The organism is Alphaproteobacteria bacterium, from assembly GCA_041396705.1.
In the GTDB taxonomy this organism is placed as follows: Bacteria; Pseudomonadota; Alphaproteobacteria; order CALKHQ01; family CALKHQ01; genus CALKHQ01.
In genome coordinates this window covers 201,388-220,325 of record JAWKYB010000009.1, presented here as the reverse complement: position 1 = coordinate 220,325, position 18,938 = coordinate 201,388, and the positions used below count along the sequence as shown (strand labels likewise).

At 70.9% G+C, this 18,938-nt stretch carries 24 protein-coding genes and 3 pseudogenes; 10 read left to right on the top strand and 17 right to left on the bottom strand.

The window, feature by feature from the left end; translation table 11 throughout:
* Window positions 1-26: 26 nt before the first annotated feature.
* From R3F55_14720 to R3F55_14710, 3 genes are read right to left on the bottom strand one after another with little or no spacing between them, the layout of a single operon-like run.
* Complete coding sequence (locus tag R3F55_14720) at window positions 27-830, bottom strand: polysaccharide lyase family 7 protein (protein ID MEZ5668661.1); 804 nt, start codon at window positions 828-830, stop codon at window positions 27-29.
* Window positions 831-862: 32 nt separating this feature from the next.
* On the bottom strand, window positions 863-1,705 hold the full coding sequence (locus R3F55_14715; GenBank protein MEZ5668660.1) for a polysaccharide lyase family 7 protein: 843 nt from the start codon (window positions 1,703-1,705) through the stop codon (window positions 863-865).
* 48 nt (window positions 1,706-1,753) lie between these two features.
* Window positions 1,754-2,212 carry a hypothetical protein gene (locus tag R3F55_14710; GenBank protein ID MEZ5668659.1) on the bottom strand — a complete coding sequence of 153 codons (459 nt, stop codon included), beginning with the start codon at window positions 2,210-2,212 and terminating at the stop codon, window positions 1,754-1,756.
* Between the two features lie 212 nt (window positions 2,213-2,424).
* Here R3F55_14710 and R3F55_14705 point away from each other — a divergent pair, with 212 nt between their 5' ends.
* On the top strand, window positions 2,425-4,002 hold the full coding sequence (locus R3F55_14705; protein MEZ5668658.1) for a beta/gamma crystallin-related protein: 1,578 nt from the start codon (window positions 2,425-2,427) through the stop codon (window positions 4,000-4,002).
* 84 nt (window positions 4,003-4,086) lie between these two features.
* Here the strand turns inward: R3F55_14705 and R3F55_14700 are convergent, their stop codons facing one another.
* Window positions 4,087-4,953 carry a ferritin-like domain-containing protein gene (locus tag R3F55_14700; protein MEZ5668657.1) on the bottom strand — a complete coding sequence of 289 codons (867 nt, stop codon included), beginning with the start codon at window positions 4,951-4,953 and terminating at the stop codon, window positions 4,087-4,089.
* Between the two features lie 286 nt (window positions 4,954-5,239).
* Here R3F55_14700 and R3F55_14695 point away from each other — a divergent pair, with 286 nt between their 5' ends.
* Window positions 5,240-6,001 (top strand): SDR family NAD(P)-dependent oxidoreductase, encoded by a 762-nt coding sequence (locus R3F55_14695; protein ID MEZ5668656.1) that lies wholly within the window; start codon window positions 5,240-5,242, stop codon window positions 5,999-6,001.
* 200 nt (window positions 6,002-6,201) lie between these two features.
* Window positions 6,202-6,909, top strand: coding sequence for a hypothetical protein (locus tag R3F55_14690; protein MEZ5668655.1), 708 nt, complete (start codon window positions 6,202-6,204; stop codon window positions 6,907-6,909).
* A gap of 60 nt (window positions 6,910-6,969) precedes the next feature.
* Here R3F55_14690 and R3F55_14685 read toward each other — a convergent pair whose 3' ends face one another.
* A complete protein-coding gene (locus R3F55_14685; GenBank protein ID MEZ5668654.1) occupies window positions 6,970-8,229 on the bottom strand; it encodes a lytic murein transglycosylase in 1,260 nt (419 codons plus the stop codon).
* A gap of 227 nt (window positions 8,230-8,456) precedes the next feature.
* On the opposite strand from R3F55_14685, the gene R3F55_14680 reads away from it, so the two are divergent.
* The 3 genes from R3F55_14680 (at window position 8,457) to R3F55_14670 (ending at window position 11,091) form a co-directional block, all read left to right on the top strand.
* Window positions 8,457-8,891: a nucleoside deaminase gene (locus R3F55_14680; GenBank protein MEZ5668653.1), complete on the top strand. Its 435-nt coding sequence runs from the start codon at window positions 8,457-8,459 to the stop codon at window positions 8,889-8,891.
* A gap of 82 nt (window positions 8,892-8,973) precedes the next feature.
* Window positions 8,974-10,062 carry an enolase C-terminal domain-like protein gene (locus tag R3F55_14675; protein MEZ5668652.1) on the top strand — a complete coding sequence of 363 codons (1,089 nt, stop codon included), beginning with the start codon at window positions 8,974-8,976 and terminating at the stop codon, window positions 10,060-10,062.
* Between the two features lie 84 nt (window positions 10,063-10,146).
* Window positions 10,147-11,091 carry a calcium/sodium antiporter gene (locus R3F55_14670; GenBank protein ID MEZ5668651.1) on the top strand — a complete coding sequence of 315 codons (945 nt, stop codon included), beginning with the start codon at window positions 10,147-10,149 and terminating at the stop codon, window positions 11,089-11,091.
* An 18-nt stretch (window positions 11,092-11,109) separates the two neighbouring features.
* Here the strand turns inward: R3F55_14670 and R3F55_14665 are convergent, their stop codons facing one another.
* Window positions 11,110-11,523, bottom strand: a complete 414-nt coding sequence (locus tag R3F55_14665) for a helix-turn-helix domain-containing protein (GenBank protein MEZ5668650.1) — start codon at window positions 11,521-11,523, stop codon at window positions 11,110-11,112.
* 91 nt (window positions 11,524-11,614) lie between these two features.
* On the opposite strand from R3F55_14665, the gene R3F55_14660 reads away from it, so the two are divergent.
* Both R3F55_14660 and R3F55_14655 read left to right on the top strand, forming a co-directional pair.
* Window positions 11,615-12,031 (top strand): GFA family protein, encoded by a 417-nt coding sequence (locus R3F55_14660; GenBank protein MEZ5668649.1) that lies wholly within the window; start codon window positions 11,615-11,617, stop codon window positions 12,029-12,031.
* A 4-nt stretch (window positions 12,032-12,035) separates the two neighbouring features.
* Entirely contained in the window at window positions 12,036-12,398 is a 363-nt protein-coding gene (locus R3F55_14655) for a TfoX/Sxy family protein (GenBank protein ID MEZ5668648.1), read from the top strand.
* Here R3F55_14655 and R3F55_14650 read toward each other — a convergent pair.
* Window positions 12,367-13,056 carry an ATP-binding cassette domain-containing protein gene (locus R3F55_14650; GenBank protein ID MEZ5668647.1) on the bottom strand — a complete coding sequence of 230 codons (690 nt, stop codon included), beginning with the start codon at window positions 13,054-13,056 and terminating at the stop codon, window positions 12,367-12,369. The two genes, R3F55_14655 and R3F55_14650, sit on opposite strands and share 32 nt — an antisense overlap.
* A gap of 92 nt (window positions 13,057-13,148) precedes the next feature.
* On the opposite strand from R3F55_14650, the gene R3F55_14645 reads away from it, so the two are divergent.
* Window positions 13,149-13,649, top strand: a complete 501-nt coding sequence (locus R3F55_14645) for a TlpA disulfide reductase family protein (protein MEZ5668646.1) — start codon at window positions 13,149-13,151, stop codon at window positions 13,647-13,649.
* Window positions 13,650-13,667: 18 nt separating this feature from the next.
* On the opposite strand, the gene R3F55_14640 is transcribed toward R3F55_14645, so the two are convergent.
* From R3F55_14640 to R3F55_14595, 10 genes and pseudogenes are all read right to left on the bottom strand, one after another.
* Complete coding sequence (locus R3F55_14640; protein MEZ5668645.1) at window positions 13,668-14,807, bottom strand: ABC transporter permease; 1,140 nt, start codon at window positions 14,805-14,807, stop codon at window positions 13,668-13,670.
* Between the two features lie 30 nt (window positions 14,808-14,837).
* Entirely contained in the window at window positions 14,838-15,029 is a 192-nt protein-coding gene (locus R3F55_14635; GenBank protein MEZ5668644.1) for a hypothetical protein, read from the bottom strand.
* 126 nt (window positions 15,030-15,155) lie between these two features.
* Window positions 15,156-15,778: pseudogene (locus tag R3F55_14630) on the bottom strand (alkaline phosphatase).
* Between the two features lie 47 nt (window positions 15,779-15,825).
* Window positions 15,826-16,065: a hypothetical protein gene (locus R3F55_14625; GenBank protein ID MEZ5668643.1), complete on the bottom strand. Its 240-nt coding sequence runs from the start codon at window positions 16,063-16,065 to the stop codon at window positions 15,826-15,828.
* Window positions 16,055-16,351 (bottom strand): alkaline phosphatase, encoded by a 297-nt coding sequence (locus R3F55_14620; protein ID MEZ5668642.1) that lies wholly within the window; start codon window positions 16,349-16,351, stop codon window positions 16,055-16,057. The genes R3F55_14625 and R3F55_14620 overlap by 11 nt, the downstream gene beginning before the upstream one ends.
* Complete coding sequence (locus tag R3F55_14615) at window positions 16,329-16,478, bottom strand: alkaline phosphatase (GenBank protein MEZ5668641.1); 150 nt, start codon at window positions 16,476-16,478, stop codon at window positions 16,329-16,331. Before R3F55_14615 ends, R3F55_14620 begins: the two co-directional genes overlap by 23 nt.
* A gap of 288 nt (window positions 16,479-16,766) precedes the next feature.
* The gene (locus R3F55_14610) at window positions 16,767-17,198 is read right to left on the bottom strand and encodes a hypothetical protein (protein ID MEZ5668640.1); all 432 of its coding nucleotides are present in this window, start codon (window positions 17,196-17,198) and stop codon (window positions 16,767-16,769) included.
* Between the two features lie 207 nt (window positions 17,199-17,405).
* Window positions 17,406-17,516, bottom strand: coding sequence for a hypothetical protein (locus tag R3F55_14605; protein ID MEZ5668639.1), 111 nt, complete (start codon window positions 17,514-17,516; stop codon window positions 17,406-17,408).
* Between the two features lie 146 nt (window positions 17,517-17,662).
* Window positions 17,663-18,430, bottom strand: a pseudogene (locus tag R3F55_14600) (alkaline phosphatase).
* A gap of 206 nt (window positions 18,431-18,636) precedes the next feature.
* Window positions 18,637-18,720 (bottom strand): annotated as a pseudogene (locus R3F55_14595) (hypothetical protein).
* On the opposite strand from R3F55_14595, the gene R3F55_14590 reads away from it, so the two are divergent.
* Complete coding sequence (locus R3F55_14590) at window positions 18,686-18,925, top strand: hypothetical protein (protein MEZ5668638.1); 240 nt, start codon at window positions 18,686-18,688, stop codon at window positions 18,923-18,925. The pseudogene R3F55_14595 and the gene R3F55_14590 overlap by 35 nt on opposite strands.
* The last annotated feature ends 13 nt before the right edge of the window (window positions 18,926-18,938 follow it).

The following is an 18,938-nucleotide window of genomic DNA, read 5'->3' as shown; positions in this document are numbered from 1 at the left end:
TGCAGCGCCGATAGCCGGCGGCCCGTCTAGATCAGCCCGCCGCGGCCCGCCCCGGGACTGTGGCCGACGTCGAGGGCGTAGAAGGTCGCCGCCGCGGTGCCGTGGCCGTTGTCCGGGTTCACGTTGATGTACACGCCGGCCTTGAAATAGAAGCGGTCGGCCTGCCAGATCGCGTTGATCGGCGTCACCGAGCGATAGACCGCGCCGTCGGCGTGGATCTCCACCGTCAGCACGTCGCCGCGCGCGTCGATCAGGTAGGAGAAGCGCTCGCCGACCGCGATGTCTGCCTCGTCTCCGGCGGCGTCGACCGGCCAGAACTTCGCCTCGACGTCGTCCGGGCCGGCGTGGCTGTTGATGAAGAAGATCGTGTCGCCGTCATAGACCAGCCGGACCAGTTCCTTGTCCTGGCCGTGGATCTGCCCGATGATCATCCGCGCCGGCGCGCCGGCCCGCTTGACCGGCACCTGCTCGACCCGCAGCGTCGCGCTCATCGTTCCACCCTCGGACAGCGACCAGGCGGCCGGCTCGCCGCCTGGCATCTCCCTGAGTTCGCTGCGCGGATAGTGCGAGCGCCCGCGATGCGCGCCTTCCGACGGCACCTCGAACCTCACCGCGCCGGTGCCCGTGGGCGTGAAGAACGGCGGTTCGGCGAAGCCGAGCAGATCCTTGACCTCGATCGCGGCCCCGTCGAGCCCGCCCTCGGCATCGACAGGCAGGGTCAGTTTCCACGCGGCCAGGTCGAACGGCCCGGTCGATTCGTCGGCCACCTGCTGCTGGTGCGCGACGCAGGCGGTGCCGGCCGCAAGCGCCGCCGCAACAAGCGCCGGCACGGCGCCCCGCCTCAGTGCTCGCGGCGTCGGGGTCATTGCAGCCCTCCCCGTCCGATCCCCGGCGTGTGACCGACGTCGAGCGCGTAGAAGCTGACCCGGCCGATGCCGCTACCGCTGTCATCGTTGACGCCGAGATAGACGCCGGCCTTGAAGTAGAACCGGTCGTCCTGCCAGACCGGGTTCGGCACGCTGTCCGAGCGATAGACCCGCCCGTCGGCGTGCAGCTCGACCGTCAGCCGGTCGGAGCCGGCCTCGATCAGATAGGCGAAGCGCTCGCCGAGGCCGATGTCGGGCAGGCGGCCGGCGGAATCCGGCAGGTCGAAGCGCAGTTCCTCGTCGTCCGGCCCCGCGTGCTCGTTCATGAAATAGACGGTGCCGTCCTGGTAGTAGAGCCGGACCAGCTCGTCGTCCTCGCCGTGGATCTGGCCGACGATCAGCCGCCCCGGCGTTCCGTCGTCGCGCTCCGGCACGCGGTCGACCGACACCGTTGCCGACAGCGTGCCGCCTTGCGCCAGCGTCCAGGCCGCGCGCGCGCCGCCGATCATCTCGCGCAGTTCGCAACGCGGGTAGCGCGAGCCGCCGGTGGTGGCGCCGTCGACCGGGGCGGTGAACACCATGGCCCCTTCCGGCGTGGCATAGAACCAGTCCGGGTCGGCGTAGCCGGCAAGGTCCTCGATCTCGATGGCGTCGTCGTCGGACTCGCCATCCTCGTCCACCGGCAGCGTCAGTTTCCAGTTGGTGAGGTCGAAGCGGCCGCTGTCGGACGGCGCCATCGCGGTTTCCGCCGCCGCGGCCGCACAGCCGGCTGCGCCCAGGATGCCGGCGACGATCCATGGAACGGCCAGTGTTGAGCTACCTCGGCGGCCGCTGCGCATCGCGCCTCCCGCTGCACGGTCGACCCGCCGGCCCGCAACGCGACCACGCTAGGGCCGGATCACATCCACGGGCCACTCGATGACGACCAGCACGCGCTGCGTCGCCGGGGTGCCCTGTGCCCGCGGCCTGTCGACCACATAGCCGATCACCGGCACCGCGGCATAATCGGCCGCGACCACGGCGTCGTACAAGGCGCTTTCCGTTTCAATCGCGTAATCATCCGGCGCCGCCGTCACCGCCTCGACCCCGACCGAGACGGTCCCATCCGGGTCGGCGACCTGCCAATAGGGGCAAGGCAGCACATAGCAGTCGATGCCCGTGGGCTCGGCCAGCAGCCGGGTCGGCACGGCGACCGCGGCCGGGATCGGCTGCATGATCCCGATCAGCCGGTCGAAATCGATCGCGCCGGCCGGCGCGGCGGCGGCCAGCGCCGCAGCGACGACCACGCCGCCGCCGACGAGGTGCCGCCGGCTACGCCGGGCGGCCGAGGGGCGGATGACTGCCATGTGCAAGGAACTCCGCGAGGCTGGGCCGGCCGCATGAGGCAGCCGATCGGGCGCAGTTTGCCCGTGCGCTGTGGCGGAAATGCGACCGACCGGCCGGCGCGAGCGCCATAACGGGTTCCCCATTGCCGCCGCATTCGGCATCATGCTGTTCCCACAAGGGACGCATAGACGCCGCCCGGCGCGCCAAGCCGGGCGGGGCATGGAGGATTCGCATGCGCGCACCCCTGCTTGGCGTCCTCGCCCTGTTCGCCGCGACGCCGGCGCTCGGCAGCGAGGTCGTTCTCTTCGACAACGCCAACTGCGCCGGTCCGCAGCGCACGCTGATCGACAGCGAGGCCGACCTCGACCGGGTCGAGTTCGGCAACGACGCCGCCTCGGTCCTGGTCGTCGCCGGCACCTGGACCTTCTACCGCGACGACAACTTCCAGTCGGCCAACGGCCCGCCGGTCACCCTCGGGCCCGGCGGCTGCGTCACCATGGGCACCGGCCCGGCTGCCGCCATGCCGCCCGACCTGATGGATTCCGTCCAGCTGGTCCAGCCGGCGCCCGGGCCGGGCGCCGCCATCGTGCTGTACGACCAAAACAACTTCCAGGGCGTCTATCGCGTGCTGACCGGCAACGCCCCCGACCTCGACGCGGTCGAGTTCGACAACCGGCTCAACTCGTTCCAGGTATTGGCCGGCGCCTGGCGCATCTTCCGCGACGACGGCTTCCAGTCCGGCAACGGCCCGCCGCTGGACGCCTTCGCCTCGGCACCGAGCGTCGACGCGCTCGGCTTTCCCGGCGACCGCGCCTCGTCGGTGATGCGGCTGAACGTGGCCAGCGACCCGCCGCCGCAGCCGCCGGTCGCCAGCCTGGAGTGTCCGCCGGGATCGGCGACCAACGGCGCGGTCTGCGTCGACTGCGGCGGCATGGGCCTGGCGGTCGCCGGCAACGGCGGGTCGTGCGTCTGCCCGCCGGGCGAGAGCGCGGTCGGCAGCCGGACGATCAACGGCATCGCCGTCGCGCTGTGCCAGAGCCAGCTTGCCGTGGTGACGCCGCCGGCGAGCCAGTGCGCGGCCAACGAGGTCTTCGTCGGCTCGCAGCAGTCCGGCGGCGGCTGCGTCCCCTGCCCGCCCAACAGCGCGCCCAACGCCGGCGGCAGCCAGTGCCAGTGCGTCGGCGGCACGATCAGGGTCGGCGACGCCTACTACAACCAGCCCGAATGCGCCGCCTGCGACTTCGGCAGCGTCTATGATGCATCAACCGGACGCTGCGTGTGCCCCGCCGGCACGTCGCAGGCATCCACCGACGGCCGCGGCATGCCGATGTGCGTCGCGCCGCAGGCCCGACGCGACCTGGTCGAGATTCCGGCCAACGAATTCTACTATGCCGTCGCTGGGCTCGGCGTGGCGCCGGTGACGGTACGGGCCGGCGGCAGCGTCGGCTGCAATTACGGCGCCTATCCGCATAGCGGCAATATCGAACTGACCGTCGAGACCGGCATCGCAGGCCTGCACGGCGCACCGCCACCGGCCAACCCCGCCGCCTACACCTGTTCCGGATCGCTGTTCGCGATCCGGCTGCAGAACGGCTGGCAATTCCACGGATTGGGCGGTGTGGTAGCCAACAGCTGCGGTGTCCAGCCCAATGCGATCGCGCGGCTGGAGAAGCGCAACGCCGACCCGGCGGACATGACCCACGACTATGTGCTGCGCGACTGGTCGCAAATCATCTGCTACCTGTCGATCGGTTCGGTGATCCTGGCCGGCCCGGTCGGCCAGCACTGGAAAACCGCGCTGGGCTACTGAGACGGCACCTGCCGACGCTCCAAACGCATCGGGCCGCGAACCTGCGTTCGCGGCCCGGAAGTTCGGGTCGAAAGGGGCGGCGGTTCAGGCCGCGATCGAGTCGTACAGGTCGGGCTTGTTGGCGATGCGCCGCGCCTGCCACGAGGCGACCTTAGAGGTCATCAGGTTGAGCCGGCTGTGCGGCTTCAGGCCGACGGCCTTGAACGTCATGGCCACCGCCCGCTCCACCGTCTCCGGCTGGTAGAAGCGCGCCGCGCGCCGCACATAGGCGCGGTAGCTCTTCTTGCGGTCATACGGCTCCTTGATGTCGCCGTTGGCCACGTAAAAGGCGAAGCTCAACTCGTCGTCCTCGGTCTCGCGCGCCCGGCCGACCGCAATCGCCAGCCGGCGCCAGAAGCCGATCTGCTCGGTGTCCAGATAGCGCTTGAGGTGCGTGTAGAACAGCTTCCAGTGACGCAGCTCGTCGGCTGCGATGTTGCGGCAGATCTCGCGCAGCACCGGCTCGTCGGTCGCCGCCCGCAGTGCGGTGTAGTAGGACGAGGTGCCGGTCTCGACCATGCAGCGGGCGATCAGCTCGCCGCTGCGCGAGCCGCGCACGGATTCGGTCGCATCGATATTGACCCGGAACCCCTCGGTGAACCGGCGTCGCGCCGCCTCGAGGTCGAAGTCGGGGTCGGCCATCTGCGCCCAACGGCCCAGCACCGCGCCGTGCTGGATCTCCTCGACCGCCCACTGCCGGGCGGCCTCCTGGAAGGCGGGATCGTCGTGGAAAACCCCGCACAGATATTCCGCATAGTCGTTGCCGTTGTATTCGACCAGCGATGCGGCCTTGATGATGCGCAGGATGTCCGGGTCGACCTTGCCGGCGTCAAACGCCGCCCAGGGAATATCGTCCGGAGTCCAGTGCTTCTTCGCCGCCTTCGCGGCGGCGGGTGCCTGTTCGGTCGTCATCATTGCCCCCAAAGGCGACTGCCCAATGGTTAACCGGATTAGTCCAAACAGCCCGTCGCTGACGTGTCACAATATTGGATTGACCCGTGCCGATTGGCAATAGGACGGCCTGTAAACGCCCGGTAACAGTTGGCCATGTGGTGCCCGTTTCGGGCGCAAAAGCGGCGGCGGCTGGGCATTTTTCCGACGGCGCCGGCTGCGGCGATCTGGTCGGCGGGTCGCGCGGCTGCTACACAGCCGGCGCGCCGCGAATCGCGGCCCGGATTCACCAGGAAAGGTTAACGCGATGGACGTTCTTGGCATCGCCGCGCTCGTCACCGGCGGCGGCTCGGGCATGGGGGCGGAGACCGGTCGCCACCTGGCGCGGGCCGGCGCCAAGGTGGCGCTGCTCGACGTCAACCTCGCCGGCGCCGAGGCGGTGGCGGCGGAGATCGGCGGCATCGCGCTGGCCTGCGACGTGTCCGACCCGGCGTCGGCCGAGGCGGCGGTGGCGCAGGCGCGCGCCGCGCACGGCCCCGCCCGCGTGCTGGTCAATTGCGCCGGCATCGCCACCGGCGGCCGGCTGGTCGGCCGCGACGGGCCGCACGACTTCGGCCTGTTCGCAAAGACCATCGCCGTCAACCTGACCGGCAGCTTCAACATGCTGCGGCTGGCAGCGGCCGACATGGTCGGGCTGGAGCCGCTTGCCGACGGCGAACGCGGGCTGGTGGTCAACACCGCCTCGGTCGCGGCGTTCGACGGCCAGATCGGCCAGTGCGCCTACAGCGCCTCGAAGGGCGGGATCGTCGGCATGACCCTGCCGGCGGCGCGCGAACTGGCCAGGTTCGGGGTGCGGGTGGTGACCATTGCGCCGGGCATCATGGAGACGCCGATGATGGCCGGCCTGTCGGCGGAGGTCCAGGCCAGCCTGGCCGCCCAGATCCCGTTCCCGTCGCGCCTGGGCCGGCCCGACGAATATGCCCGCCTGGTGATGCACATCGCCGACAACATGCTGATCAACGGCGAGACCATCCGGCTCGACGGCGCGATCCGGATGGCGCCGAAGTAAGGCCGGACATCAGGCGCCACCGGCGTCAAGACGAGCACGATATCCACGCCGTTCCGCGGCAATCGGCCGGCGGGGAGCCACCGTCAGCGTTCGGCCGCCGCGTGAAATCGGCGCGCTTGCCCGTCGCGTCGGCATGCTGGTACGAATGGGCCAATCACACCATTGTCTGCGCCGACAGTGCGCCATGAGGAGTTGCATCCGTGCCGCGACGTCCGGGTTCGCCGTACCCACGCGGCGTGGTTCAGGGGCGAGGCACGGGCGATGCCGTGCTGTCGACCGGAATGAGCACCGACCGGGGCTCGGCCGATTTCGCCGACGCGGGCGTGTGCTTCGGCGCGGTCGTCCAGTGGGCGCGCGGATGGATATTCGACAATGCGCATTATGCGCCGACGAACCTGAGCGCGATGGTGACCCAGAGCCTGTACCAGATGCGCAATCAGCAGACAGGGGACGTCGACCGCGGCGGGGAACTGACCCTCGAGAACTACGGGCTGGCCAGCTTCAGGCACCCGGTGACCGAGCCGCTGACGCTGTGGAACGTGCAGGGCGTCGGCTCGAAGCTGCGGACCTATTTCGGCCGCATCTACGACAACGTGAACGGATCGCGGCCCGACCTGCCCGCCGGCGCCGGCAACCGGACGCTGTTCTTCCTCAGCTACGATTGGGTCCTGCGGGCCGGCAAGGCATCGCGCGCAGCCCACGTGCTCGGCCTGCTGGCCAAGCGCGCGCCGTCGAAGCTGGTCTGCGTGTTCGACCCGAATTTCGGCGTCTTCGGCTACCTCAACCGCGACTCGTTCGTGGCGGACATGGTCCACTCGATCGAGACGCACTACCTGTCGTTCGATGAGGACGGCGTGCACTCCGATCTGCGCACGATCACGTTCGACGTCGTTTTTGCCCCGACCTGAGCCGAACCGACTTGCACCGGCGGCCGCACAAAGGGCTCGCTCTTCCTGGCAGCCGCAGCCTCAGGCTCCGGCGACCTGACGAAGCAGCGCCAGCATCTCCGGCGTCGGGAAGCCGTCGGCGACCAGGCCCTGGTCGGCCTGGAAGCGGCGCAGCGCGGTGCGCGTCGCCGGGCCGATGATGCCGTCGACGGTACCGAGGTCGTAGCCCAGGTCGGTCAGCAACTGCTGCAGCGCGAAGCTCTCGTCGCGGCTCAACGCCGCCAGGTCGCGCGGCCAGTTGCCCAGGAACGGACCGCCGCCGGCGATGCGGTCGCCGAGATGGCCGACGGCCAGCGCATAGGCGACGGCGTTGTTGTAGGCGCGGATGACGTCGAAATTCTCGTAGACCAGGAAGGCCGGGCCGCGGGCGCCGGCCGGCACGATCAGTGCGGCCTGCAGGTCGGCGACCGGCAGCGCGCCGCCGTCGGCGGCCAGAACCCCCATCGCGGCCCAGTCCGCCAGCGAGCGGCGGCCGTCGCCGTCGGCCAGGCCGTAATCGAAATTCGCCGGCAGCCCGACCTCGCGGCCCCAGCGCTCGCCGTCGACCCAGCCCTTGTCGTCGAGATAGTTGGCGGTGGAGGCGAGCGCGTCGGTCGACGAGCCCCAGATGTCGCGCCGGCCGTCGCCGTCATAGTCGGTGGCGTATTGCAGATAGGCGGTCGGCATGAACTGGGTATGGCCCATCGCGCCGGCCCATGAGCCGAGCATCCGGTCGGGGGAGATGTCGCCCGACTGCAGGATCTGCAGCGCCGCCAGCAGGTGCCGGCGGAAGAAGTCGGCGCGCCGGCCCTCCCAGGCCAGGGTGGCGAGCGAGCGGATCACGCTGAAGTCGCCGAAATTGGCGCCGAAGTTGCTCTCGATGCCCCAGATCGCCACCACATATTGCGGCTGCACGCCATAGCGGGCGGAGATCACGGCCAGTGGCTCGGCATATTGCGCATAGAGCTCGCGCCCGCGCGCGACCCGCGCCTCGCTGACCGCGCTGTCGAGATAGTCCCAGATCTGGCGGGTGAACTCCGGCTGCGAGGTGTCGAGCTCGACCACCCGCGGGTTCGGCTCGACGCCGGCGAAGGCCGCGTCGAGGGTGGCGTCGGTGATCCCGGCGGCCCGCGCCTCCACCTTGAAGTCCTCGAGCCACGCCACGAAGGTCTGCGCGGGCAGCACCGGCGCGGCGGGCGGCTGTTCCGCGGCCGGCGCGGTGGCGACGGTGCCGCCGGCGACCGGCTCCTGCGACGAGGCGGCGGTCTGGCATGCGGCGAGGCCGCCCAGCATCGCGGTCATCAAGATGGCCCTGCCGGCCCTGTGGTGATTCATCCCTTGCCTCGCCGATTGCTGTGTCGGTCCGCCCGCCGGCCTCGACGGCCGCTGCCGCGAAGGCTACACCATCGGCCGATGATGGCGAAATCGGGGCAGGCGCCGACGCGCGATTCCATGGCCGTGCGGCCGAGATGGCACGGCGCCCCGGTCCTGTCCAGTTACGGCGCATGAACGCGCCGCGGATGCGCCCGATGGCGCAGGCGCTCGAAGCCGCCCGTGCGGCGGCGGCGGGCGGCGACGCGCCGATCGGCGCGGTGCTGGTCGACACCGACAGCGGCACGGTAATCGCCACTGCCGGCAACCGGGTCGAGCGCGACGGCGATCCGACCGCGCACGCCGAAATGCTGGCGATCCGGGCCGGTGCCGCCGCGCTGGGCGCGAAGCGGCTGACCGGCTGCGACCTCTATGTGACGCTGGAGCCCTGCCCGATGTGCGCCCAGGCGATCGCGCTGGCCCGCATCCGGCGGCTCTATTTCGGCGCCTTCGACCCGAAGGGCGGCGGGGTCGACCACGGCGCGCGCATCTTCGACCAGCCGACCTGCAACCATCGGCCGGAGGTCATCGGCGGCGTGATGGAGCGCGCCTGCGGCGAGCTGCTGCGGGACTTCTTCGCCGCGCGGCGCTGATGCCGCCGCGCCACAGCCAGCCACGCCATCCCGGTCCGGGCCGCTTGCGCGTGCGGGCCGACCGGCACGGAAAGGGACTGTCATGAGCCTGAGTGCGCCACCCAAGGTGACCGCCTTTCGCATTCGCCCGGTCAAGGCGCCGCTGGCCAAGCCGCATCGTTCGGCCTCCGGCCTGATCGAGGTTGCGTCGCTGGTGCTGCTGGACGTGGAGACCGATGCCGGCGTGACCGGCGCGTCCTATGTCTTCGTCTACGCCCCGGCGATGCTGGCGCCGACGGCGGCCCTGCTGCAGGAACTGGAGGCGCTGGTGACCGGTGCCGCGGTCGCCCCCGCCGCGGTCACGGCGATGCTGCACGCGCGCTTCCGGCTGTTCGGCCTGCAGGGGCTGCTCGGCATCGCCATCAACGCCGTCGACATGGCGCTGTGGGACGCGCATGCCAAGCTGGCCGGCCTGCCGCTGTCGCGCCTGCTGGGCGGCGCGCCGCGCCCGGTCCGGGTCTACGACAGCCTGGGCATGATGGACCCGGACGACACCGCCCGCGACGTCGAGGCGTCGCTGGCGGCCGGGTTCCGCGCGTTCAAGATCAAGGCCGGCCGGCCCGATCCGCGTGACGACGCCGCCGTGGTGCACGCGATCCGCAAGGTGGCCGGCGCCGACTGCTGGGTTGCCGCCGATTTCAACCAGGCCTTCCTGGCGCCGGAGGCGACCGAGCGTATGCGGGTGCTGGACGCGGAGGGGCTGGCATGGATCGAGGAGCCGGTCAAGGCCGAGGACCATGCCGGCCATGCCGCGGTGCGCGCCGCGATCGCCACGCCGGTGCAGACCGGCGAGAACTGGTGGGGCCTGCCCGACATGCGTCACGCGCTGGACGCGCAGGCCTGCGACCACGCCATGCCCGACGTCATGAAGATCGGCGGGGTCACCGGCTGGATGGCGGCGGCGGCGCTGGCCGAGGCGCGGCAAATGCCGGTGTCGAGCCACCTGTTCGTCGAGATCTCCGCCCACCTGCTGGCGTCGACGCCGACGGCGCACATGCTGGAATGGTTCGACCTCGCCGCCGCCGTCGTCGCCAGCCCGCCGCGGGTGGCCGACGGCCACGCCCACGCCGACGACCAGCCCGGGGCCGGCATCCGCTGGAACGAGGCCGCCATCGGCCGCTGCCTGGCCTGAGCCCCCCTTTCGCAACCGCGGTCCCGACACCATCTTAGCTCGGCGGCGGCCCGCACGGCCGTGCCATCCCTCAGAGGGGCCTCGATGGTTCTGTCGCTGCTGGGCGGGCTGGTCCTGCTCGTGGCCGGGGGCGACGCGCTGGTGCGCGGCGCCGCCGCGCTTGCCCGCCGTGCCGGGCTTTCGCCGTTGCTGATCGGGCTGACGCTGGTCGGCTTCGGCACCTCCATGCCGGAACTGGTCACCAGCGTCGAGGCCGCCCTGCTCGGTTCGCCCGGCATCGCGGTGGGCAACGTCGTCGGCTCCAACATCGCCAACATCCTGCTGATCCTGGGCCTGGCGGCGGTGCTGACGCCGATCGCCTGCGAACCGGCCGCGTTCCGGCGCGACGCAACTGTGGTGGTGATCGCCGCCATCGCCTGCGCGATCGCCTGCGCCTACGGCACGCTGACCCGCGTCACCGGGATCGTGTTCCTGCTGGCGCTGGCGGCCTATGTCGCCGGCACCTATGCCAGCGAGCGGCGGCGCCTCGGCGCGGCCGTATCGCCGCCCGCCGCGACGACGGAGCAGCCGCGAACCCTGCTGGACAACGTCGCCGTTTGCGTCCTTCTCGCCGTCGGCGGAATCGCCCTGACCATCCTCGGCGCGCGCCTGCTGGTCGACGGCGCCGTCGCCCTGGCGGCGGAGGTCGGGGTCAGCGACACGATCATCGGGCTCACCGTGGTCGCCGTGGGAACCTCGCTACCCGAACTGGTGACGTCGGTCATCGCCGGCCTGCGCAGGCAGGGCGATATCGCGCTGGGCAACGTGCTGGGCAGCAATGTTTTCAACGTGCTGGGCATCCTCGGCGCGACCGCGCTGGTCGAGCCGCTGGTCATTCCGCCCGAGATCGTGCAGCGCGACCTCTGGGCGATGCTCGCCGCCACCGCACTGCTGGTCGTCGTCGCGCTGTCGTTTCGGCGCCTCGGGCGCCGCACCGGCGCCTTGTTCCTGGCGGCCTACGCCGGCTATCTCGGGATGCAGGTCGCATAGCGCCGCTAAAGCGGGCGGTCACCGCCGTACGGCATCGACCAAGCGCGCGATCATGGCGTCGCGGTCGGCGCGGAACGCGGCGACGAAGCCGGCCGGTGCGGCGGTGCCGGCATCGTGGGTGGCGCCCCAGGCGGCCAGTTCCAGCAGCACCGGAATCAGGCCGGCGCCCTTCGGCGTCGCGCCATAGACCACGCGGCGGCGATCCTGCGGGTCGGGCCGGCGCACCAAAATGCCCGCCCGCACCAGCCGCTTCAGCCGGTCGGCCAGGATGTTGCTGGCGATGCCCTCCTCGGCCGCGCGCAGCTCGCCGAAGCGGCTGCGGCCCTTGATCAGCACGTCGCGCAGCACCAGCAGCGTCCAGCGGTCGCCGAGGACGTCGAGCGCGAAGCTGATCGGGCAGCCGGATCGCCGGCCGGTCGGTTCTGCTGGCATGCTGGTCTCTATCGCCAATTCACTTGCAACATGCAATCGTTCTGTCTAACCATCGGTGCGAAAGAACTCTCTTACGGAGGAAGCGATGTCGATGACCGGCGGGTGCCTCTGCGGCGCCGTCCGTTACGAGGCCGATACCCAGGGCGGCGGCGGCCATTGCCAGTGCACCGACTGCCGTCGGGTCAGCGGCACCGGCCATTCCAGCCATATGATCGTGCCGGAAGCCGCGTTCCGCATGTCCGGCACGCTGCGCTACTACGACAAGGCGGCGGACAGCGGGAACATCGTCAGCCGCGGATTCTGCCCGACCTGCGGTGCGCCGGTGCTCTCGCGCAACGCCGGCTATGCCGGCGTCGTGTTCGTCCGGCCGTCGAGCCTGGACGACCCGGAGGCGTTCAAGCCAGCGATGGTGGTCTACACCAGCCGCGGCCCGTCGTGGGACCGCATCGACCCCGCGCTGCCGGCCTTCGCCACCATGCCGTCGGCCGACGAGATGCCGGACATGTAGGGCGATGGCGTTCGATCAGGATCTCGCCTCGCGCATCCGCAGCCACCTGGCCGCCCGCGGCGATGTCGAGGAAAAGCGAATGTTCGGCGGCCTGTGCTTCATGGTCGCCGGCCGGATGGCCTGCGGGGTGGCCGGCAGCGAGCTGATGCTGCGGCTGGGCAAGCGCGGCGCGGCGCAGGCGGCGACGGAACCGCATGCGCGCTATTGCGACTTCGTCGGCAAGCCGATGCTGTCGATGATCACGGTCGCCCCGGCGGGCTTCGCCGGCGACGCGGCGCTGGCCGGCTGGATCGACCGGGCGGTCGCCTGCGCCACCAGCGACGAGGATCCGCCGGTCAGGCGACGACGCGCCCGTTCTCCATCCTGACCAGCCGGTCCATCCGCTGGGTGACGACGGCATCGTGGCTGACGCAGACCAGCGTGCAGCCGAACGCCGCCGAAGCCGCCACCAGCTGGTCGGCGACCAGGGCGGCGTTGTCGGCGTCGAGGCTGGCGGTGGGCTCGTCGGCGAACAGCACGCGCGGCCGGTTGACCAGCGCACGGGCGAGCGCGACGCGCTGCTGCTCGCCGCGCGACAGCCGCTCCACCGGGCGGCCGTCGTCCGGCGCGTTGAAGTGGGCCAGCAGAGTGCGGGCGCGGTCGCGTTGCTCCGCGCTCGGCCGCCACTGGCCGAAGCTGGTCACCGCCAGCACGTTGCGCAGCGGGGTCATGCCGGCGATCAGGTGGAAATCCTGGAACACGAAGCCGGCATGGTCGCGGCGCCAGCGGTCGCGCGCGCCCTCGCCCAGCCCGACCAGGTCGACCGCGTCCCAGGCCACCCGGCCCTGCTGCGGCCGCTCGATGCCGGACAACACATAGAGCAGCGAGGTCTTGCCGGCGCCTGACGGGCCGACCAGGCCGATTTTCTCGCCCGCCCGGATCGCCAGCGTGTCGAGCGCGACGGCCTGGATGGAACGGCCGTAGGTCAGCCGCACGTCCGCGGCCGCCAGCTCCAACCCGCCCGGCACAGGCGTCGCCCCGTTCATGACCGACCGCCGCAGCGACGGGCAGCCATCGCCTCGCCACATTGCCGGCATTGAGTCATGATGGCGGCAGCAGCCCAAAGGGAGACCGACACGTGCGCACGATACTGGCGGCCCTGGCGCTGGCACTGGCCGGAGCGGGTGCGGCGCGCGCCGAAGCCCCGGAGTCCGCCGGCCCGCGCATGGTCGCGCCGGACGGCGCGGTGGTGACGCTGGACAGCGTGCTCGGCCCGCAGCCGCTGGTGCTCAACATCTGGGCGACCTGGTGCGGCCCGTGCCGCGAGGAGCTGCCCTCGCTGGCCGGCCTCGACGCCTGGCTGCGGCCGCAGGGCGGCGCGGTGCTGCTGGTCGCCGCCGAGCCGTCGCTGCCCGACATCGTCAACAAGTTCCTGCACGAGCGGCTGGGCGTGACCGCGCTCGATTCCTTTGTCGACCGCGCCGGGCTCATCGCCGCCGCCTTCCACGTGCAGTCCTATCCGACCACGGTGATCCTGGACGCCGACGGCCGGATCCTGGAGACAATCGGCGGCATGAGCACCTGGGACAGCCCCAGCATGCGCAGCTATCTCGGCCAGTGGCTGTCCGCTCAGCCCTAAGCTGTCCGCCGTCACCGGCTAACCCTTCAGCGCGCCGGCGACCGGCTGGCGATACAGCCGGAGCGAGGGAATCACGGCCAGCACCAGGCCGATGCCGATCAGGATCGCGACCAGGCCGACCTCCTGCCAGGTCAGCGCCACCGGCAGGCGCATCGCGGTCTCGGCCTCCAGGATCGACGACAGCAGCAGTGCCGCGCCCCAGCCGATGCCGAGACCGATCGCGGCGCCGACCGCGATCAACAGGCTGACGTTGATCCAGGCGACCGCGACCACATAGCCGCGCGAGGCGCCGAGCGCGCGCAGCACGCCAACCAGCCGGCGCTTCTGCGCCATCGTCGCCATGATCGCCAGCAGCACCGCACCGATCACCAGCACCTGGGTCAGGATCGAAATCCAGGCGAGCAGGTCGCGTACGTCGCCGAGCACGCCATAGAGCTGGATCAGCACCTCGGCCGGGAACACCGCCATGGTGCGGTCGTCGCTGCGGTAGCGCTGGCGCAGCTGGTAGGCGGCGCCGATGTCCGCCGGCTCGACCACGATGGCGGGCACACCCGGCAGGAAGGCGCGGTCCCAGGGCGGCCCGATCGCGGCCAGCGCGGCATGGTCGAGATCGGCATGGACATGGTCTTCCTCGCCCTCGTGCGCATCTGCCTCGTGGTCCTCGTCCTCGTCCGCATGCGCCGCGCCGGGCGCCGCCAGCATCGCCTCGATCTCCGCCTCGCTCGGCGCATGGCCGGTGGGCAGGCCGTGGGTGGCCCAGACGGTCTCGATCGGGATCAGGATCGCCCGGTCCCAGGGCGTGCCCAGCGGCGGCAGCCGGCCGGCGACCCGATAGGCGACGCCCTCGTGCTCGTCCTCGTCGTCCTCCAGCGCGATCTGGCCGTGGGTCGGCACGAACGCGGTGTCGAGCGCTAGCGGCACGTCCGCGCCGACCACCGCCTCGCCGGCAGCGGCGAACATCGCGCCCTCGGCCAGGTCCCCGCCGGCGAGGTGACGCACGAAATCCGCGGTGGTACCGACGATCTGCCGGCCCTGGTAGCTGTCGCCGAAGCCGAGCGGTGCGGCAAAGGCGACTCCGTCCGCGGTAGCCAGGTCGTCGAGGATCGTGCCGTCGATCAGGTCGAGCGAAGCCGGCTGCAGGTAGACCGAGGTCAGCACCAGCCTGGGTTTCGCTGCCCGGTGCGCCGATCAGCAGGTCGAACGCGTCGGCCGCCGCGCGCTGCCCTCGCGCAGCGCCCGCTCCTGCGCCGACACCGCGACGCCCAGCGCCACCGCCAGTGCCACCAGCGCCACGATGGCGAACGCGCCGGCACGGTTCTGCCGCAGATCGTTCAGCGCAATCGGCCGGGGTTGAACATCGGCTTCCGCGATCCGGACCACAGCCGCCTCGGCGGCGGCAACCGATTGCCCTCTACCACGTTCCGGGCGCCAGCGCGAACCGGCCCGGCGCCTCAGGCGATGCGGCGGCCGGCCGCGGCGCAGACGCACTCGACCGGCCCCGCCGGATCAGTTGCTCAGTGCACGACCGCTGATGCCGCTGGCGAAGTCCATGACGTGGAAGATGTAGTTCTGCTCGACCACGCCCTGGAACAGGTGCGCCCACGGCCCGATCGCATGGATCGAGACGTCCTCGCCGGTGTGGGTCTCCGACGACATCGGCACCAGGGCCTGCTGGACGAAGTCCGGGTCGGTGTCGACGCGGTCAGGTCGGCGCGCGCCCCGCCCTGCACCGCGCCGGGACCGTTGGCGAAGCTCAGCGTGGTGTAAGGCAGGCCGTCGTCGCCGAGCAGCAACTCGCCATGGAATGCCGCCAGGCCCAGGATCGGGTTGCCGCGCTCCGGATAGCCGTTGATCGTCAGCGTGTGGCTGTGATCCGCCGTCACCACGATCAGCGTCTCGTCCAGGTCGACCATGCCGACCGCCGTGCGGATCGCGTCCTCGAACGCCACCGCGTCGGTCAGCGTGCGATAGGCGTTGCCCTCGTGGCTGGCGTGGTCGACGCGCCCGCCCTCGACCATCCGGAAGAAGCCGTCCAGGTTCTGGCTCAGCTTCTCGATGGCGAAGGCGGTCATCTCGGCGATCGAAGGCTCGCCGCCAGCGTCGGTGGCGCGGTCGGCCTCATAGGTCATGTGCGAGCGGTTGAACAGGCCGAGCACGCGCTCCGCCGCCATGCGGATCAAGCGCCGCGAACTGCGCCATGTTCGAGACATAGGCACCGCCGGCGTCGACCCACTCGGCGGTCAGATCGCGCCGTCGGTGCGGTCGCTGTCTTGCCCTCGTCCTCGGGGTCGGCGGTCTCGGCGATGAACATCGCGCGGCCGCCGCCCAGCACCACGTCGATGCCGTCGCCATAGGGCAGGCCGACCAGCTGGCTGGCGATGTCGATGCAGCCAGCCGCGATCGCCTCAGGCGGCATGCTCGCTGTCGGCTTCCCAGTCGCGCACCGGCGTGTGAGCATAGGTCGCGGCCGGCGTCGCGTGGGTGATGCGCGCGGTGGAGACCACGCCGGTCGACCGCCCGCCGATTTCCGCCAGTTCCAGCAGGGTCGGCACCGAGTGGGCCAGCGCGGCGGCGCAGTCGCCGACATCGACGTCGGCGGTCACGCCGATCACGTCGTTGCGCGCCTTGACTCCGGTCATCATCGCGGTCGCGGTCGGCGCGCTGTCGGAGACCTGGCCGTCATGCGAGTAGTTGCGCGACAGCGCCGCATAGGGAACAGGTCGGTTGGCAGCTCGTAGGATCGCCGTCCAGGCCCTGCGACTGGCCCTCGAAGATGCGGGTCGCGGTCAGGGTCGACACGCCGAAGCCGTCGCCGACGAACAGGATCACGTTGCGTGCCCGGTTGGTGTTCGACGCTGCGCGAGGTGGCCAGCAGCATGTCGCGGCCCTGCTGGAAATAGGGGTCGCTCACCGGCAGGGTCTGTGCCAGCCCGGTGCCGGTCATCGTAGCAGCGCGCCGGAAGCCGCGCCGGCGGTCAGTGCGAAACGCATGCGCATCAGAGTCTCTCTCGCCTTGTTGTGTGGGAGGGAGATGCAGGCCTAACACCGGCCCATTGCCATGCGATGGCAGTTCGATGACGGCTGGATGACTGCGCCGATCGGGCCGGCGCAGGCTGGCTAGACCACCGCGACCTCGGCCTCGACCAGGCGGACGCGGCTGACGAATCCGGTGTCCTCATCGATCTCGGTGCCGAGCTCCAGCACCCCGCGCGCCGCGATCGCGACGTTGAACGGCAGCCATTCGATCGCGCCGTCGAGCTTGACCAGCACGATGTCGCGCGGCCAGTCGGCCTCGTTGTCGCAGAACGGGCACACCGCCATCGGGCGCCGGGTCAGCACGAAGAACGCGGCATCCGGTTTCAGCGGCGGCGCCATGAAGCCGGGGATGATGACTCCTCGCCGACCAGGCTCTGCGCCTCGGGCGAGACTCGCCGCCGCCGACATAGATGTGCGGATCTTCAGCTCGGGCGTGGCGAAGGACGGTCGCGGCAGGGCGGCGACCAGAGGCAGGGCGGTGAGGCCGGTCGGGGCCGAGCGACAGGACAGCATCGTGCGATCCTCGTGCCAGTTGCGGGACTTCCCGCATAGATCGGGCGGCGGATGCGCCCGGTCAACCGTTTCGGCGCGGGCGCCGTCGCATCGACGCGCCCGTACAACTGTCTTCGGAGCCGGGCGCGCCGCACCGACGCGCCCGTACAACTGTCTTCGGAGCCGGGCGCGCCGCACCGACGCGCCCGGCGGCCGGATCGTTCGGCCTCAGCGGCCGGCGCGCTCGCGCAGGTTCAGCGCGTGCGCCATCACGTGGTACACGAAGCTCTGTTCCTGGGTGGTCTGGAACAGGTGCGCCCACGGTCCCGACGCAAACACCGCCACGTCGTCGCCGCCGTGGGTCTCCGAAGCTGAACGGCACCAGCGCCTGCTGCACGTAGTCCGGGTCGGTGGTGTCGCACGTTGGTCAGGTCGGCGCGGGTTTCGCCGGCCGGCACTGCGCCGGGACCGTCCCAGTAGCCGACCGTCGTGTACGGCAGGCCGTCGTCGGCCAGGGCCGGCACGCCGCCGTTCATCGACAGGCCGAGGATCGGGTTACCGCGGTCGGCATAGCCGGCGATGGTGAACACGTGGCTGTGGTCGGCGGTGACGACGATCAGCGTCTCGTTCATGTCCAGCACTTCGGAAGCCGCCCGGATCGCGCGGTCGAACTCGACCGCATCGGTCAGCGCGCGATAGGCGTTGCCCTCGTGATGGGCGTGGTCGACGCGTCCGCCCTCGACCAGCATAAAGAAGCCGTCCTCGTCGCGGGACAGGATTTCGATCGCGGCCAGGGTCATGTCGGTCAGCGACGGCTCGCCGCCGGTGTCCGCCGCGCGGTCGGCCTCGTACTGCATGTGCGAGCCGTTGAACAAGCCGAGCAGGTGGTCGGTGGCGGCCAGGTCGAGTGCGGCGAAGCCTTCCTGGTTCCACACGAAGGCCGAGTTCGGATACTTCGCCAGCCACTCCTCGGTCAGGTTGCGGCCGTCCTGCCGCTCGCCGGTCTTGCCCTCGTCCTCAGGGTCGGCCACATCGGCCGGCAGGAAGCTGCGGCGCCCGCCGCCGAGCGCGACCTCGATGCCGTCGCCATAGGGATAGTCGATCAGCTGCGCCGCGATGTCCTTGCAGCCCATCGCGATGTCGGCCGCCTCCATGTCCTTGTCGTCCTCCCAGTCGCGGTCGGCCGACTTGGCATAGGCCGACGCCGGGGTGGCGTGGGTGATGCGGGCGGTGGAAACCACGCCGGTCGCCATGCCGGCCATCTCGGCCATGTCGAGGATCGAGCAGCTCGTTGCCCAGGCTGGCGCCGCAGTCGCTCAGCGCACCGTTCTCCGCGATGCCGATCGCGCCGGCGTAGGTCTTGGCGCCGGTCAGGAAGGCCGTCGCGGTCCCTGCCCAGATCGGGGATCTGCGCATCGGTATTGTAGGTCTTGACCAGCGACGAATAGGGGAAGGTCTCGAAGAACAGATAGTTCTCCTCGCCGCTGCCGCCGGCCAGCTGGCCCTCCATGATCCGGGCCGCCGTGATCGTCGGCACGCTCATGCCGTCGGCCAGGAAGATGATCACGTTCTTGGCCTGGCTGGTATTCAACGGCCGCGAGGCGATATCCGCGATGCGGGCCTCGGCGTCGGTGTACCAGCTGCTGGTGAACTGGTCGTACTCGGCGTGCGCGGCGGTGGCGCCGAGCGCCGCGAGCGCGGCCGAGGCTGCAAGGACGGTGCGAATCGACATATGCGTTCTCCCCTGATCGCCTGCTGCTG